We start from the raw sequence: 15,962 nt of genomic DNA on the forward strand, positions 1-15,962 counted from the left end.
TCAAATCAAAGAGTTCTATTCAAAAAAAGAAAAAACGTGCTTTCATGCACGTTTTTTTATAAGACTAAAATGAAGAACTGTTACTCTACGTCAAATCCAGCTGCTTTCCATGCTGCTGTTCCACCATCAATATAAGCTACATCAGTAAAGCCCATTTTTTTAAGTAAATAAGCACCTAATGAAGCCTGTCCACCTGCACCACATGTAACTAGTACGGGACGATTTCTATCAGCTAATCTTGGTTCACGTAGATGTTCAGGTAATTCAAGGTCAGCACGAATTGCTAGCATACCAAGTGATATGTTTACACTGCTTGGAATTAATCCACATGCGCCAGCGTCTTTCGCATCTTGAACGTCAATAACAAAAGTATCAGGATTTGCATTAATCTTTTCACGAGCTTCAGCAGAACTAATACCAGGAACATTTTCACGAGCTTCTGCAACCATTTGTTTAAATGTAATAGCCATTTTATTACCTCCAGTAAAGTGTTGTTGGAAATTCCTTAAATTTGGAAACTTCATATATACATTACACCTAAAATGGGAGAACTTTCAAATAATCGATTGATTCAAAATTGATTCAAACAACATTTTTCTCATCTCATGCAGTTATTTTGATTAGCTTTCTAGAAAGTGTCATAATAACAAATGAGATATATTAGGTTATTTGCAAGGAGGACTTAAGTTGAACAACAATGATTTAGACCAACTAAGAAGCGAAATAGATGAGATTAACCATCAAATGCTTGAATTACTGAATAAAAGAGGAGAAATCGTTAAGAAAATAGGAATTGCAAAAATTGATAAAGGCGTAAAACGATTTGATCCTGTTAGAGAACGAAAAATGCTTGATTATATTGCTGATCAAAATGAAGGACCATATAGCACATCAACACTGCAACATATTTTCAAAGAAATCTTTAAATGTAGTTTAGAGCTTCAAGAAGAAGATGATAAAAAAGTTTTATTAGTATCTAGAAAGAGAAAATCTGAAAATACGATTGTTGAGGTAAATGGCGTAAAAATAGGCGATGGAAGTCCAATCATTATTGCTGGACCATGTGCAGTAGAAAGCTATGAACAAGTAGATTCAGTTGCGAAGGTTCTAAAAGAACAAGGTGTCAAGATTATGCGTGGCGGAGCATTTAAACCACGAACTTCACCTTATGATTTTCAAGGGCTTGGAGAAGAGGGCTTAAAGATTCTAAAAGAAGTCGGTCAAAATCATGGACTAGCTATTATTAGTGAAATCGTAAGCCCAGAACATATTGAAATGTCTCTAGACTACGTCGATATCATTCAAATCGGTGCAAGAAATATGCAAAACTTTGAATTACTGAAGGCTGCAGGCTCAGTGAATAAACCAATCTTATTAAAACGAGGTTTAGCGGCTACTATTGAAGAATTTATATATGCAGCAGAGTACATCATGTCAAAAGGAAATCACGAAATCATTTTATGTGAACGTGGTATTCGAACATATGAAAAAGCTACGCGAAATACATTAGATATCACAGCCGTTCCTATATTAAAACAAGAGACTCATTTGCCAGTATTAGTTGATGTAACCCATTCGACAGGGAGAAGAGATTTATTAATTCCGGCAGCAAAAGCAGGTTTAGCGATTGGTGCAGATGGAATTATGGCAGAAGTTCATCCAGATCCTGCGACAGCATTAAGTGATTCAACACAGCAAATGAATTTCGAGCAATATGAGCAATTTATGTCAGAATTAAATTCATTCATGAAGAGATAATTTTTATAAAAGCACTGTTAGGAGTCATTCCTGAAGTGCTTTTTTTGAATAATTTGTGACAATTTGATTTAAATTAGCACTATATAGTAAAATTCTGCAAATATTTTACATTTTTTCTAATCGTTCTATTGAATGAATATACAATTCACTATAAGATATACTGAAGGTACTATTTTTGTGGAATATGACAATTTATGACTATTTTACTGAAATACAAACAAACTACATAATAGATAGAAATGAATAGAGGAGTGATAAAAATGACGGTTACAATTTACGATGTCGCACGAGAGGCAAACGTTTCCATGGCTACTGTTTCTCGCGTAGTAAATGGCAATCCAAATGTTAAGCCTACTACTAGAAAAAAAGTAAATGAAGCAATTAGTCGTTTAGGATATAGACCGAATGCGGTAGCAAGAGGATTAGCTAGTAAGAAAACTACAACTGTAGGGGTTATTATACCTGATATTTCGAATAGTTTTTATGCAGAACTTGCACGTGGTATTGAAGATATCGCTACAATGTATAAATACAATATCATTTTAAGTAACTCTGATGAAAATATTGAAAAAGAGATTACGTTAATCAATAATATGTTAGCTAAACAAGTTGACGGAATTTTATTTATTGGTGGCACGGTTAGTGATGTACATAAAGAAGAATACGAAAAAGCCGGTGTGCCAATTGTTTTAGCAACAACTTATGATGAGGCAAAAACAATTCCTTTAGTTAATATTAACTATGAGCAAGCAGCTTTTGATGCAGTTGACTATTTAATTAAGAAAGGTCACAAATCAGTTGCTTTTGTAAATGGACCAATCGAAAATAACATCATTAGTTTAAGTAAATTGAACGGATATTTAAGAGCATTACAGGAGAATGGTATTGAATTTGACGAAAATTTACTAACATATGGTGATCATAGTTATGAATCCGGTAGCGAGGCATTTGAAACGTTTCATGAGCGAAACATAATACCAAGCGCGATTTTCGTAGCTTCTGATGAAATGGCAATTGGCGTGATCCATAGTGCTCAGGATCATGGCCTGTTAATACCGAATAATTTAGAGGTTATTGGATTCGATAATACAAGACTTGCATTAATGGTACGTCCAAAGTTAACGACGGTAGTACAACCGATGTATGATATTGGTGCTGTTGCAATGCGTCTATTAACAAAATATATGAATAAAGAAACAGTGGAAGATTCAAATGTTATTCTTCCGCATCATCTTCAAATTCGCCAATCGACAAAATAAAAAAAGGAAGCTAAGAACAATATTGTTCTATAGCTTCTTTTTTTATATTTTTTATATAAATGGCTTCTTTTGTTGTATGTAAAGTGGATCGAGTGCACGGTTAAGTATTTGAGAATTGTATTCTTCTATTTCTTTTTTTCTTGGAATGTTTCTTACAATAGAAGGGTCATCTGTCCAAGTTTTAGGTAATGTAACATTAGATTCTTTTTGCCATTTTTCAAGCCAAGATTTTGGTATTTGTTCTGAAGAAGGTTGTTGATTGGTCATAGCTAACCAAACATTGGCCCAAGCTCTCGGCACAACTCTCCAGTAATCATACCCTCCACCAGCAACTGCGATCCATCTTCCCTCACAATATTTATGAGCGATTTCATGTGCGATTTTAGGGATTTCTTGGAAGGTTTTCATTGTTGTACATAGATGAGTTAATGGGTCATAACAATGTGAATCTGAACCATTTTGTGTAAAAATAATATCGGGTTTGAAATATTCTGCAATTTCAGAAAGTGCTTTTTTATAGTTTACTAGAAAAGAATCATCTTCAGTAAACGCATCAATCGGAACATTAAAAGAAAAACCAAATCCTTTACCTTGTCCTCTTTCATTCACCCCACCAGTGCCGGGAAATAAGTACCGCCCTGTTTCATGAATTGATAATGTACAAACCGTCGGATCATCGTAAAATGCCCATTGAACGCCATCACCATGATGTGCATCCGTATCTACATATAATACTTTTAATCCATATTTTTTCTGGATATATTTAATAGCAATTGCACAATCATTATATACACAAAATCCTGATGCTTTCCGTTTAAACCCATGATGCAAACCGCCTCCTAAATTAAAGGCGTGATTTGCTTTCCCTTCTAATACAGCATCAACAGCGGTTAAAGTCCCGCCAACTATTAGGGAGCTTGCTTCATGCATATTTTTAAAAATGGGTGTGTCTTCAGTCCCTAAACCGAATTGCTCAGCAATTTGTTCGTTAATTGTCTCTTGACTAGCTTTTTTTACTTGTTCTATATAGTGGCTATCATGGAATAATAAAAGCTCTTCATCCGTTGCGACTCTCGGAAAAAGTACATCAGTGTCATTTATTAACTGACTCTCTTTTAACAATTCATAAACAAGCTGTGAGCGAATCGGGTTAAATGGATGATTTTCGTTAAATTGATATGAATGATAGTCTTCACTGTAAATTAAATAAGCATCCTTTTTCATATCGATTCACTCGCTTCATTTGGCCAAAGAATCGTATATCCTTCAGTTTTTAGTTTTGTAATCATCGATAAGGGATTCATTGTCTGAATCCTAAAAACGAGCACTTTATGCAAAGGATCTTTTGCAGGATAAACTAAAACGCTAACGATATTTATATTTTCTTTAGCAAATACAGTTACGACTTCACTTAAAATTCCTGGTTGATCACGAACTAAAAGTTCAATTTGTGAACTTGGTTGATATGCTCCAGTTAATGTGACCAGTGTATGAAGAACGTCAATTTCAGTTACAAGACCAACTAATTTGCCACTAGAAACGACTGGTAAACAACCAATTTTATATTGATAAAAATTGGTTGCAACTTCCTCAACGAAGTCCATTTGACTACAAGTAATGACGTTTGTTGTCATTATTTTATCTACTGAAACTTGAAAAACATTTGAAATTTCTTGGGGAAACAATGTAGATGGTAGTGCATCGCGAACGTCTCGATCAGAAATGATTCCGATTACTTCTGAATCATCGTTAATTATAGGAATATGACGGACTTCACCTTTTCGGAAAATTGTAATAGCTTCACCAATTGTATTTTCTTTCTTTAAAGTAACGTTTGAACTGCGCATAATATCTTGAATAAGCATGTTATAGAATCCTACCTTTCGAGATTAGAAGTCAGTTAGTACATATATCTTTGTAAGAAACGTAGAGCGTCAAAAGCTTGGATGTCTTCAGTTGTAACTCGTTTTCCAATTCTAACCATTAAACAGTTTGCAGGGTGTGAGCAAATCTCGGGGTCATCCGTTGCAAATTGAATAAGTCCTCCTGCATTCATCATCTTTTCCATCATTTTACGATAATCCCAAACACTAAGGCCGGTTCCTTTTAAGTCCCAATGCCAGTAATATTCTGTTGTAATAATGATATAATCTTCCATTGCATCATCCATCATTGAAATCATTAACATATTTTTGGCTACAGAAAACCCTCTAAATTCGGGGATTACCTCAATTGCGCCAAGTTCTATTAAATTTTCTAATGTTGTTTGTGACCATCTTTCAAGTGGATCAGGATATAAATATGTTACATAACCTACGATTGTATTTTCACACCTTGCGATAATAATTCTTGCTTCTGATAAACTGGCAATTTCTACAACCGCTTTATGTTGCTGCTTTGGTGGCCTAAATGATGTTAAATTCTCATGAAACACATATGTTTCAAGTAACGCAGATTCAACCGGGCCTTCTATGATTAACTCACCTTTATTTGTAAGAATTTTCTTTGAAAAATACTTTTTTGGGTGATCCAACTAAACTCACTCCCTAGGAAAACACCTTTTTTCTTATCATACTAAAAATTATGCATTAATAGATACAGGAAAAACATCATAATGTGTCTAATTATTTAAAAGTAGATAATATAGTAAAAATACTGAAAATTAAGTTTACTAAAGGTATAATACTTATATACATAATCGAGGAGGGATTTTAATGAAAGTGGAAGCGCTTCCTGTGAAAAATGGTCATTTTAATTTAACGAATTATGAAGAGAGTTATCAAAACTTTGATTGGAAAGAAGTAGAAAAAGAGTTCTCTTTTAATACTACACAAAAGTTTAATGTAGCATATGAGGCGATTGATCGTCATGCAAATTCCCACCGCAAAGATAAGATTGCTTTGTATTATAAAGACGACGAGCGTAATGAAAAATATACATTTGGAGAAATGAAAACCAATTCTGATAAAGCTGCAAATGTGTTGAAACAATATGGTGATATTGAGAAGGGCGACCGCGTATTTATTTTCATGCCACGTCAGCCAGAATTATATTTTGCATTACTTGGTGCTTTGAAATTAGGTGCAATAGTAGGGCCTTTATTTGAAGCTTTTATGGAAGGTGCAGTAAAGGATCGTTTAGAAGACAGTGAAGCAAAAGTTATTATTACAACGCCAGCTTTATTATCTCGTATACCAATCAATGATTTGCCTTCATTGAAAACGATATTTCTTGTAGGAAATGATGTTAACGAAGGCGGTAAATTTGTTGATTTCACTACTCGTTTTAAGGAAGCAAATGCTGACTTTGATATTACATGGTTAAACCGTGATGACGGTTTAATTTTACACTATACTTCTGGCTCAACTGGAAAGCCAAAAGGCGTACTTCATGTTCAACAAGCGATGATTCAGCATTATCAAACTGGTAAATGGGTATTAGATATTAAAGAAGATGATATTTATTGGTGTACAGCTGATCCAGGTTGGGTAACAGGAACATCTTATGGTATTTTCGGCCCATGGTTAAATGGTGCATCAAATGTAGTATTGGGTGGTAGATTTAGCCCTGATACTTGGTATGAAACGATTCAAAACTTTGGTGTCACAATTTGGTATAGTGCTCCAACTGCGTTCCGTATGTTAATGGGTGCAGGTGAAGATGTTCTTAAAAAATATAATTTAAGTTCACTACGTCATATATTAAGTGTAGGAGAACCATTAAACCCTGAGGTAGTTCGTTGGGGGGCAAAGGTGTTCGACTTACGTATTCATGATACATGGTGGATGACAGAAACGGGTGCGCAGTTAATTTGTAATTACCCATGTATGCCGATTCGACCAGGCTCAATGGGAAAACCATTACCAGGAGTTGTGGCAGCAATCGTGGATAATAACGGTAAAGAGGTTGCACCATATACGATGGGGAATCTAGCGATTAAAAAAGGTTGGCCATCAATGATGCATACGATTTGGAATAATGAGGCAAAATTCCAATCTTATTTTTTAAACGATGAATGGTATGTATCTGGTGACTCTGCTTACATGGATGAGGATGGATATTTCTGGTTCCAAGGACGAGTTGATGATGTAATCATGACGTCAGGTGAGCGTGTAGGACCATTTGAAGTTGAAAGTAAACTTGTTGAACATCCAGCTATTGCTGAAGCTGGAGTTATTGGTATCCCAGATCCAGTTCGTGGAGAAATTATAAAAGCCTTTGTTGCACTTCGTGATGGTTACGTGGCAACTGATGAGTTGAAAGAAGAAATTCGTAACTTTGTCAAAGTTGGCTTAGCGGCACATGCTGCACCAAGACAAATTGAATTCCGAGATAAACTACCAAAAACACGTAGCGGTAAAATCATGCGTAGGGTGTTAAAAGCATGGGAATTAAACCTACCTACAGGTGACTTATCAACGATGGAAGACTAATAAAAATTATTTTGATGGAAACTCTTTTTTAGGATGTTTCCTTCTTTTTTTAAAAATAAAAAATCAGTTTAAAGAACAATTTTCTACAATTTCGAATAATTTAATATAGAAAAATTGTAAAAACATATTTGACTTACTAGAATTATCTGTGTTATAAATGTTTCATAACATTTTAATAGTGAGCGTTGAAAGGTTTAGTAGTGTGAATGGAATTGTCTCAGAGAGCTAATGGTTGGTGAGAATTAGCACAAACATTGACATGAATTACACCCTGGAGCATTCTTTTTCGACATTTGTTATACATAACAAACTAGGATAAGAACGGTTAACAGCCGTTAATTGTATGAGAGGTAGTCTAAATTTAATTGGCTACAACTAGGGTGGTACCGCGATTTTAATTATTCGTCCCTACTGTTTAACAGTAGGGACTTTTTATTTTGGTTTGAAAAATGACGATTTAAGGATAGAGAGGATTGATTAAAGGTGACAACGATTTTACAAGATTTAGAATTTCGTGGATTAATTAATCAAATGACTGACGAAGAAGGATTACAAAAATTACTTAATGAAGAATCGGTTTCTTTATACTGTGGTTTTGACCCGACAGGCGATAGCTTACACATCGGTCATTTATTACCTGTTTTAATGCTTAAGAGATTCCAAGTTGCTGGTCATAAACCGATTGGTGTTGTTGGTGGAGCAACTGGTATGATTGGAGACCCAAGTGGTAAAAAAGCAGAACGTACATTAAATACAACAGAAACAGTTCAAATGTACAGTGAACGAATTCGTACACAACTTTTACCTTTCTTAAGCTTTGATGGTGAAAATGCTGCTAAAGTTGTAAACAACTTTGATTGGACTGGCGATTTAGACGTTATTACATTCTTACGAGATATCGGGAAAAACTTTGGATTAAATTACATGCTTGCTAAAGATTCAGTAGCATCACGTTTAGATGCAGGTATTTCATTTACTGAATTTAGCTACATGATTTTACAATCATATGACTTCCTAAAATTATACCAAGACCATAATTGTAAACTTCAAATTGGTGGAAGTGATCAATGGGGTAATATTACTGCAGGTATGGAATTAATTCGAAAAACTGAAGAAGATTCAAAAGCATTTGGTTTAACTGTACCTTTAGTAACGAAAGCTGATGGTTCAAAATTCGGTAAAACAGAAGGTGGAGCTGTCTGGTTAGATCCAGAAAAAACGACTCCATATGAATTTTACCAATTCTGGATTAACACTGACGATCGAGATGTTGTTAAATACCTAAAATACTTTACTTTCTTATCGAAAGAAGAAATTTTAGAGTTAGAAAAACAATTTAATGAAGCACCGGAGCAACGTGTAGCTCAAAAAGCATTAGCTGCTGAAGTGACTAAATTAGTTCATGGTGAAAAAGCACTTGATCAAGCAATTAAAATTACGGAAGCATTATTTAGTGGATCTGTAAAAGAATTAACAGCTGATGAAATCAAACAAGGATTTAAAGATGTTCCATCATTTGCTTTAAATGAAGCAGAAATGGGATTAGTTGATTTATTAGTAGCTGCTAAGATTTCACCATCTAAACGACAAGCACGCGAAGATGTTCAAAACGGTGCAGTGTACGTAAATGGCGATCGTATACAAGATGTTGCAAAAGTTTTATCTAAGCTTGATGCTATTGAAGAGCAATTTATTATAATCCGTCGTGGTAAAAAGAAATACCACTTAATTACATTATCATAATGAATAAACAGTGAACGAAAAAGCAGTAGTATGATTGTCACTAGATACAGAGAGCGAGTGGTTGGTGTGAACTCGTCTAAACAATCAGCGAATTACATTTCGGGAGTTTTCTTTTCGTAGTTAGAGATTCTAATGAAGGGAAGAACGTAAGTCTACGTTACAGATTTCGAGTGATAAAGAAAAAACTTTTAATTTGATTTAAAGTGAATTTTCTTTATAACTAGGGTGGTAACGCGATCGAGGTCGTCCCTATTTTTATAGGGATAACCTCGATTTTTTTATTTTAAAAAAAGGGGGTTAATTTATGGAAATGATTCTAACTAAAGATTACGGAATATTGGCAAAATTGAATGAGAGTGTACAGAATTTACATGCTGAACTCTTTCCAGAGCAATTTAAAATACACAATATAGATGAAGTAACTGAGTTTTTTAAAGAAGTAGTAAATAAGCCAAACCATCTATTTTTATTAATAAAAGATGAAGATGATTTTGTCGGGTACGCATGGATTGAATTAAAAAATTCTCAAGAAACTCAATTTAAGAAAGCTTTCCGTACTTTGTATGTTCACCAAATAAATATAGTCGAAGGTCAACGAAATAGAGGATACGGATCTTTTATCATTCATAAAATAGCAGGTTTTGCTCGTGAGCATCAAATGAATAGAATTGAATTGGATTACTGGACGGATAACAGAATTGCAAAGAATTTTTATGAAAAATTAGGATTTAAAAAATTTAGAGAACATGTATTTATGGAAATTTAAACATTACAATTAAAGAGGAGATACGCGTCATGAAAAACATTGAATTAATATCAATAATAGGATTATTCACATTAATTATGTCTAGTTGTCTAGTTATATTAAAAACAGAACCACACATTCCATTATTACTATGTGTAGTAAGTTTAGCTATTTTTGGAGTTACGAAAGGGTTTAAATGGGAACAAATTGAAAATGGTATGAAAAAAGGAATACAAAATGGTCTTTCACCTACATTAATTTTAATGATGATCGGACTATTAATTGGTTCTTGGATGTTAAGTGGAACAGTTCCAACCTTACTTTTTTACGGGATTTCAGTTCTTTCGGCTAAATGGTTTGCCATTAGTGCAATTTTTATAACGATTATCGTAGCTAGTTTTACTGGAAGTACATTCACTACGATAGGAACAGTAGGCGTAGCATTAATGGGGATCGCACATATTATGGGTGTCTCTCCAGCAATTGCAGCAGGTGCAATTATTTGTGGTGCATGCTTTGGAGATAAAATGTCACCAATTTCAGATACAACAAATTTCGTACCAAGTATATTAGGAATTAAAGTAAATGAACACATCCGTCATATGGCATTTACAACAATCCCAGCTTTAATTGTAACGATTATATTGTTTTTAATTATTGGTATGGGACATGGACATTCTGATATGGATCAAGTAAACGAAATGAAAAAAGCAATAGCTACAAGCTTTGAAATTAATCCCTTTTTATTAATCCCTTGTATCATTGTATTTATCATGTCATTTAAAGGATTTTCAACTTTACCAACAATGTCTGCAGGAATCATCAGTTCAATTATTTTAGCATTTATTATCCAAAAGGGAGTGTCATTAGAACAAGTATTTACGACACTTCAAAGCGGTTTCCAATTAGATACAGGGAATGAAATGCTAAACTCAATTGTAAATCGTGGTGGCTTACAATCTATGATGTGGTCTGTTTCATTAATTTTTATTGCACTTGCTTTAGGTGGATTATTACAAGAACTTAGAGTGTTTGATACAGTTATTAAATCATTAATTAATTTAAGACGAAAAGGTAATATCGTTATTGCTAGTACTTTGTCAGCAGTCGGTGTGAACTTGTTAACAGGAGAACAATATCTTTCAATTTTACTGCCAGGCCAATTATTAAAGGATGTATTTATTAAAAGAAATATACCGCTTAAAAACTTATCAAGAGCACTTGAAGATGGCGGAACATTATTCAACCCAATTGTTCCTTGGAGTGTAAGTGGTGCATTTTTTGCAGCGACATTAGGTGTTCCAGTATTAGAATATTTACCATTTGCTTTTATCCTATTTATTACACCATTATTTAGTATCATTGCAGCGATTATAGGGAAAAGTTTAGATGGTGAAAATGAAATGAAAGATTCAAGAAAAATTGCATAAACAAGTTCTTTCTACGTAAACTAGTTTTTGTACTAACTGGTTAGATGGAGGGAAAGAAATGAGTCATGCAGCAGGTGGTTCAAAGAAAAATCGTCCGAGTGATGCAAATCATGTAGATGCAAAAACGAAAGCTCATCAAAAAAGACTTTCGAAAGATCAACATGATCCAATGGATGAAAAATATCCAAGATAAATAAATATTGTAGGCAAACAATTTTATGGTAAAACATTTAATTGTTTGCTTTTTTTAATGAAAAGGTACTCAATTTTCGATACAATTAAAAATAAAATATGAAAGATTGAGGAAACCTTCAAATGGGCTTTATTAAAATGATGACTTACTTCGTTCTATTTGGAATTTTTGTGTATGTATTTTGTTTTTTATTTATTGGTGTTAATAGTTATTTACAATATAAACATAAAGTGCCTAAAAATGCAGATTATATAATCGTCTTAGGGGCGGGGTTAAAGAAAAATAAACCAACATTAGCTCTGAAGTACAGAATTGAAACCGCAGCTGAATATGCAAAAGTAAATCCGAAAACAAAAATTATCGTTTCAGGTGGACAAGGTAAGGACGAACTGATTTCAGAAGCAGAGTGTATGAAAATTGAATTAATCAAACTAGGGATTGAAGAAGATAGAATAATAAAAGAGGATTTATCTACAAATACATATGAGAATATGAAGTTCTCTAAGAATTATATTAAAGATAATGAAAAAGGAATTATTGTAACAAATGACTATCATTTATTTAGATCAATCAAATTAGCTGAAAAACAGGGCTTACATATCGTTGGATTACCAGCAAAAACACCAACCGTTATTCTACCTACTGCATATATTAGAGAATGTTTATCTATTTTAAAAGCGCTATTTTATGATCATATTTAATTGATTTAATAGATTTCATTAACTATATTTTTTGTATATGAAAAAATATTGAAATAATAGGTTTATATGTGTTATTGTCCGTTACTTTTTTTCAAATTTTACATTTTATATTATATGGACAAAGCTTGTCCAAATACTATAATAGGAGAGATAGAATTGGGTACTAAAATTTTATCTACTGGTGTATTAAGAAGACATTCTGACACATCATTTCTAACAGTTGAAGCAATGAATGCTGATCCAGATAGCTTTCGTTCTGTAACGGTTCAAATGTATGATTGGTCTACAGGCTCACCGGTAATTTTACCAATGGTAGATCCTTCAACAATTTTAATTCCCCCAAGTCAATATCGCACTTTTAGATCATTAGCTCTGCCAGCAACTGTTTATGCGTATGAAGTAAGAATTTTTCATCCGAAAGACAAAGACGTTGTAGTGAGTACTTTTGGATTAAGTGCTCTAGAGTTTGATCCACAAATGGGTAATAACGCGGTACAACATGATTTGGCAAGATTAAGCTTAAAGTAACAGTAGTTTGACTTCATTAAAAACACCTCTCTTTTTGGCTCTCGAATAATTCGAGGCCTTTTTTGTTACATAAATCAAAGACATTGACTAGATCTATTTATGAAAGTTTTAGGTAAAGAAATGTGGGTTAGTGAGACTGATTATGTTAATGGAGAAAATTACCTAGATGGGAGTAAACTTAGTAAAAAAATAAAATAATGAAATTACCCCTATTTTTGTAGCAGGATTTTAATTGCCTATCCTTGGATTACTATGTATGTAGAGTTCATAAATAAAACGATCTTCAAGTCGAAGATCGTTTTAACAAAAAAATCTTTAATATTATTCCAAAGTTTAGTACCCCTAAAAGCGCACCTTTTTATAATATTAAAAAGGAGTTCGATGACAAAATGGAAATTCTCTCCGTTTATCTAATTATCGGGGTATTGTTTAGTGTATCAATATATGCGATGGCAGATTTTCGACCTTGGTATGTTTTTTCTGCATTGTGTTTTGCTTGGTTACCTTTAATATTCATTGGCATGATTTTAATTTTATTTATGGATTTAGAAGAAATCTCCAATAAGCTAAACAGATAAAAACACAAAACCAAGAAATTAATCCAAAAACCGTGACAATCGTATTTTCGGACCACCCATATTTTAAGCTAAAGTGATAGTGAATCGGTGTCATTCTGAAAATACGCTTACGAGTAAGTTTAAATGTCCAAACTTGTAAAATAACCGAAAGTACTTCAGCAAAATATATAAAGAACAAAATGGGAATTAATAATTCAACTTTCTCAAGAACAGCAAGAAATGATAGTGATCCCCCTATAGCTAAAGATCCCGTATCCCCCATAAAAGCTTTGGCAGGATATATATTATAAATGAGAAAGCCGAGTAAACATCCAATCATAATTAAACAAAAAATTTGCACCTCGAATCTTTCTGAAACCATAAAAAAGAAAAAGTATGTAGGGATTGCAACGACTCCTAAAAGACCGTCTAAACCATCAGTGAAGTTAATGGCATTTGCAGAACCTACGACAAATAATATGATGACAAAAACATATAACACCATTGGAAGCTCCAAGGAAATATTTTTATAAATATTAATGTTGGTGTCTATATCTAGTACGTTGATCATGTAAAAAAGCAAAGTACCTGTAAAAATAAATTGAAAAATAAGTTTGGTCTTACCCGAGACTCCACCTGGATCTTGACGAGAAGCTTTCCAAAAATCGTCCAAAAACCCAATAAAACTAAAAAGAATGTATGTAATGGACAAGAAATACATTAATGGCGTAGGTGAAAAAAGAATTGATACTATAATTCCTACAAAAAGAATAATTCCAAACATTAACGGTGTACCTTTTTTTAACTGGTGATCTGAAGGAAGTTCTTTTCTTATCGGTTGAATGAGCCTAAGTTGTCTCAAGATAGCAATTAATAGTGGAGATAAAATTGAAACAGCTACAAAAGAAATTAAAGCTGGGATTATTTGATTAATCACTTTTCATTTACTCCTTTTCTCAATATTATCTATAATAAGTTCTAAAAAAAACAATCAATTCCTCTATTTCATACAATCCAATATAATGGGTTCCTATGAAACAAACAATTTTCTTTGATGTGAAACAAGAAGATATCCGCATTCAATCGATTTCTTTCTTATTAAAAATACACCTGAAAAAATTTCTATGAATATTTAATACAATTATTAAATATTAATCTTGAAATAAGTTCTTCATAAAACAGTGCTACTTTCGAAATCAAATCAGAGATTACATAATTCCTTATGCAACTAGCGGATTCGTTAGTTCAACAACAAACAGAGGATGATCATTATTCGATCATCCTCTGTTTTGCTTCCCTGAAAAAACGTATTAATATTTCGTCCACTATGGTGCAGCAATTCTGTATGGAAAGCTATATAGTGATTCTACCGTCAGTAGAATTTGCAAAATTATAAAAATACAACTATCAGTTGATAGGCTCTTATATAGGGGTGTGCTAAGATAAATTTAACAGTGCGCGCTGAACATTTTATTATTGGAGGAGTTTATAATGCTCGATACACGAAAGATTGGAGCTTTTATTTCAAAGCTTAGAAAAGAGAAGGACATGACGCAAATGGGGCTTGCTGAGCTGTTGAATGTGAGCCACCAGGCAGTGTCAAAATGGGAACGTGGTGAATCGCTACCTGATATTTCAATCATGCCTGCAATAGCAAGATTCTTTTCTATTTCGATTGATGATTTAATGAACGCTGGTGAAAATAAAAAGATGAACTCGCAGGTTGGTAAAATAGTAGAGGAAATTGCAATGGAAAGGACAGAGCAAGTTGCTGACCTGATCAATGAAGGGGAAGTAAACATTGATGAGCTTGCCGATGTTGCTCTTCTTATGAAAGCAAGTACTCTTGATAAGGTTTCGCAAAATTTGAAGCCGAATAGTTTTAGCTTGGACCAAATCAGCAGGCTGGCTCCATTCCTTGGGTCAGAAGCGTTAGCTGAACTTGTCAGCCATGCAACTGATGAAACTATCAATTGGGACGTTATTTCGAGCATTGCTCCATACCTCACTTCAGATCTTTTATCCGAAATAATAGAAAATTCCATAATAAATGTTTCGCTTGAGGCGGAGCATCTAACCAGTATCGCTCCGTTTTTAAGTGAGGAAAGCCTTGATAAATTAGTGCAGCAGCTGGAAGCAGGTACGGTCAGCTTGCAAATAATTCAGGTCATTGCACCATTTTTAAGCAGTGAATCGATGAATAATATAGTTGATTTAGTGAAGGATGAAAAACTGGACGCTGAACAGATTATTTCACTTGCCCCATTTATGGAAAGTGAGCAGCTCGAAAAACTTGTCCAAAAAGCAGAAGAAGGTACATTGAATTGGCAAATTGTCGTGCGGATTGCCCCTTTTTTAAACGATGAAATATTATCTCGTATTGTAAATCAATTAGCAAGTGACAAGTTGGATGTAAAAAGAGTTCTGGAACTTGCGCCATTTTTAAGCCAAAATAATTTAAACCATTTATTGGAAAGTGTAGAGTTAGTAAATCTTGATCCTGATATTCTTGCAAGCCTTGCTCCCTTTGTAGGAAAAGAAGCGCTGAGCAAATTAGTTACAGCCCTTATTGCCCAGGTGAAATAGTTTGGGTTTGAACCCTTTGAAAATAATGA

The 15,962-nt window shown here is 33.6% G+C and carries 16 protein-coding genes and 2 other annotated features; of the genes, 11 read left to right on the plus strand and 5 right to left on the minus strand.

The genetic code is table 11. The annotated features are described in order from the left end of the window. Window positions 1–80: 80 nt before the first annotated feature. A complete protein-coding gene (locus CAB05_RS18630; RefSeq protein ID WP_088002739.1) occupies window positions 81–470 on the minus strand; it encodes a rhodanese-like domain-containing protein in 390 nt (129 codons plus the stop codon). A gap of 217 nt (window positions 471–687) precedes the next feature. On the opposite strand from CAB05_RS18630, the gene CAB05_RS18635 reads away from it, so the two are divergent. Together CAB05_RS18635 and ccpA are read left to right on the plus strand one after the other, a co-directional pair. Beyond that, window positions 688–1,758, plus strand: coding sequence for a bifunctional 3-deoxy-7-phosphoheptulonate synthase/chorismate mutase (locus CAB05_RS18635; RefSeq protein WP_088002742.1), 1,071 nt, complete (start codon window positions 688–690; stop codon window positions 1,756–1,758). A gap of 260 nt (window positions 1,759–2,018) precedes the next feature. Further along, window positions 2,019–3,017, plus strand: a complete 999-nt coding sequence (gene ccpA / locus CAB05_RS18640) for a catabolite control protein A (RefSeq protein ID WP_088002745.1) — start codon at window positions 2,019–2,021, stop codon at window positions 3,015–3,017. A gap of 51 nt (window positions 3,018–3,068) precedes the next feature. Here ccpA and CAB05_RS18645 read toward each other — a convergent pair whose 3' ends face one another. Genes CAB05_RS18645 through CAB05_RS18655 form a run of 3 tightly spaced genes read right to left on the minus strand, consistent with a single transcriptional unit; the run spans window position 3,069 to window position 5,550 of the window. Next, the gene (locus CAB05_RS18645) at window positions 3,069–4,241 is read right to left on the minus strand and encodes an acetoin utilization protein AcuC (RefSeq protein WP_088002748.1); all 1,173 of its coding nucleotides are present in this window, start codon (window positions 4,239–4,241) and stop codon (window positions 3,069–3,071) included. Beyond that, the gene (locus tag CAB05_RS18650) at window positions 4,238–4,882 is read right to left on the minus strand and encodes an acetoin utilization AcuB family protein (protein ID WP_088002750.1); all 645 of its coding nucleotides are present in this window, start codon (window positions 4,880–4,882) and stop codon (window positions 4,238–4,240) included. Before CAB05_RS18650 ends, CAB05_RS18645 begins: the two co-directional genes overlap by 4 nt. A 35-nt stretch (window positions 4,883–4,917) precedes the next feature. Beyond that, window positions 4,918–5,550: an N-acetyltransferase gene (locus CAB05_RS18655; RefSeq protein WP_088002753.1), complete on the minus strand. Its 633-nt coding sequence runs from the start codon at window positions 5,548–5,550 to the stop codon at window positions 4,918–4,920. Window positions 5,551–5,731: 181 nt separating this feature from the next. On the opposite strand from CAB05_RS18655, the gene acsA reads away from it, so the two are divergent. The 7 genes from acsA (at window position 5,732) to CAB05_RS18690 (ending at window position 12,790) form a co-directional block, all read left to right on the plus strand. Then, a complete protein-coding gene (gene acsA, locus CAB05_RS18660) occupies window positions 5,732–7,450 on the plus strand; it encodes an acetate--CoA ligase (RefSeq protein WP_088002756.1) in 1,719 nt (572 codons plus the stop codon). Window positions 7,451–7,626: 176 nt separating this feature from the next. Next, window positions 7,627–7,863 (plus strand) — a binding site (T-box leader). Between the two features lie 79 nt (window positions 7,864–7,942). Further along, window positions 7,943–9,193, plus strand: coding sequence for a tyrosine--tRNA ligase (gene tyrS, locus CAB05_RS18665; RefSeq protein WP_088003019.1), 1,251 nt, complete (start codon window positions 7,943–7,945; stop codon window positions 9,191–9,193). A gap of 1 nt (window position 9,194) precedes the next feature. After that, window positions 9,195–9,447: a binding site (T-box leader), on the plus strand. Between the two features lie 50 nt (window positions 9,448–9,497). After that, window positions 9,498–9,959, plus strand: coding sequence for a GNAT family N-acetyltransferase (locus tag CAB05_RS18670; RefSeq protein WP_088002759.1), 462 nt, complete (start codon window positions 9,498–9,500; stop codon window positions 9,957–9,959). A 29-nt stretch (window positions 9,960–9,988) separates the two neighbouring features. Beyond that, window positions 9,989–11,368, plus strand: a complete 1,380-nt coding sequence (gene nhaC, locus CAB05_RS18675; protein ID WP_088002762.1) for a Na+/H+ antiporter NhaC — start codon at window positions 9,989–9,991, stop codon at window positions 11,366–11,368. Between the two features lie 58 nt (window positions 11,369–11,426). Continuing rightward, window positions 11,427–11,561 (plus strand): hypothetical protein, encoded by a 135-nt coding sequence (locus CAB05_RS22625; RefSeq protein WP_088002766.1) that lies wholly within the window; start codon window positions 11,427–11,429, stop codon window positions 11,559–11,561. Between the two features lie 122 nt (window positions 11,562–11,683). Beyond that, complete coding sequence (locus tag CAB05_RS18685) at window positions 11,684–12,262, plus strand: YdcF family protein (RefSeq protein ID WP_088002769.1); 579 nt, start codon at window positions 11,684–11,686, stop codon at window positions 12,260–12,262. Window positions 12,263–12,418: 156 nt separating this feature from the next. Then, a complete protein-coding gene (locus tag CAB05_RS18690) occupies window positions 12,419–12,790 on the plus strand; it encodes a hypothetical protein (RefSeq protein WP_235821560.1) in 372 nt (123 codons plus the stop codon). A 537-nt stretch (window positions 12,791–13,327) separates the two neighbouring features. On the opposite strand, the gene mraY is transcribed toward CAB05_RS18690, so the two are convergent. Continuing rightward, window positions 13,328–14,284, minus strand: a complete 957-nt coding sequence (mraY, locus tag CAB05_RS18700) for a phospho-N-acetylmuramoyl-pentapeptide-transferase (RefSeq protein WP_088002776.1) — start codon at window positions 14,282–14,284, stop codon at window positions 13,328–13,330. A 285-nt stretch (window positions 14,285–14,569) separates the two neighbouring features. On the opposite strand from mraY, the gene CAB05_RS22220 reads away from it, so the two are divergent. Further along, window positions 14,570–14,743, plus strand: coding sequence for a hypothetical protein (locus CAB05_RS22220; protein WP_158093308.1), 174 nt, complete (start codon window positions 14,570–14,572; stop codon window positions 14,741–14,743). A gap of 95 nt (window positions 14,744–14,838) precedes the next feature. After that, complete coding sequence (locus CAB05_RS18705) at window positions 14,839–15,933, plus strand: helix-turn-helix domain-containing protein (protein ID WP_088002779.1); 1,095 nt, start codon at window positions 14,839–14,841, stop codon at window positions 15,931–15,933. Window positions 15,934–15,962: the final 29 nt, after the last annotated feature.

The sequence above is a fragment of the Gottfriedia solisilvae genome, assembly GCF_002128405.1.
Lineage (GTDB): Bacteria > Bacillota > Bacilli > Bacillales > Bacillaceae_G > Gottfriedia > Gottfriedia solisilvae.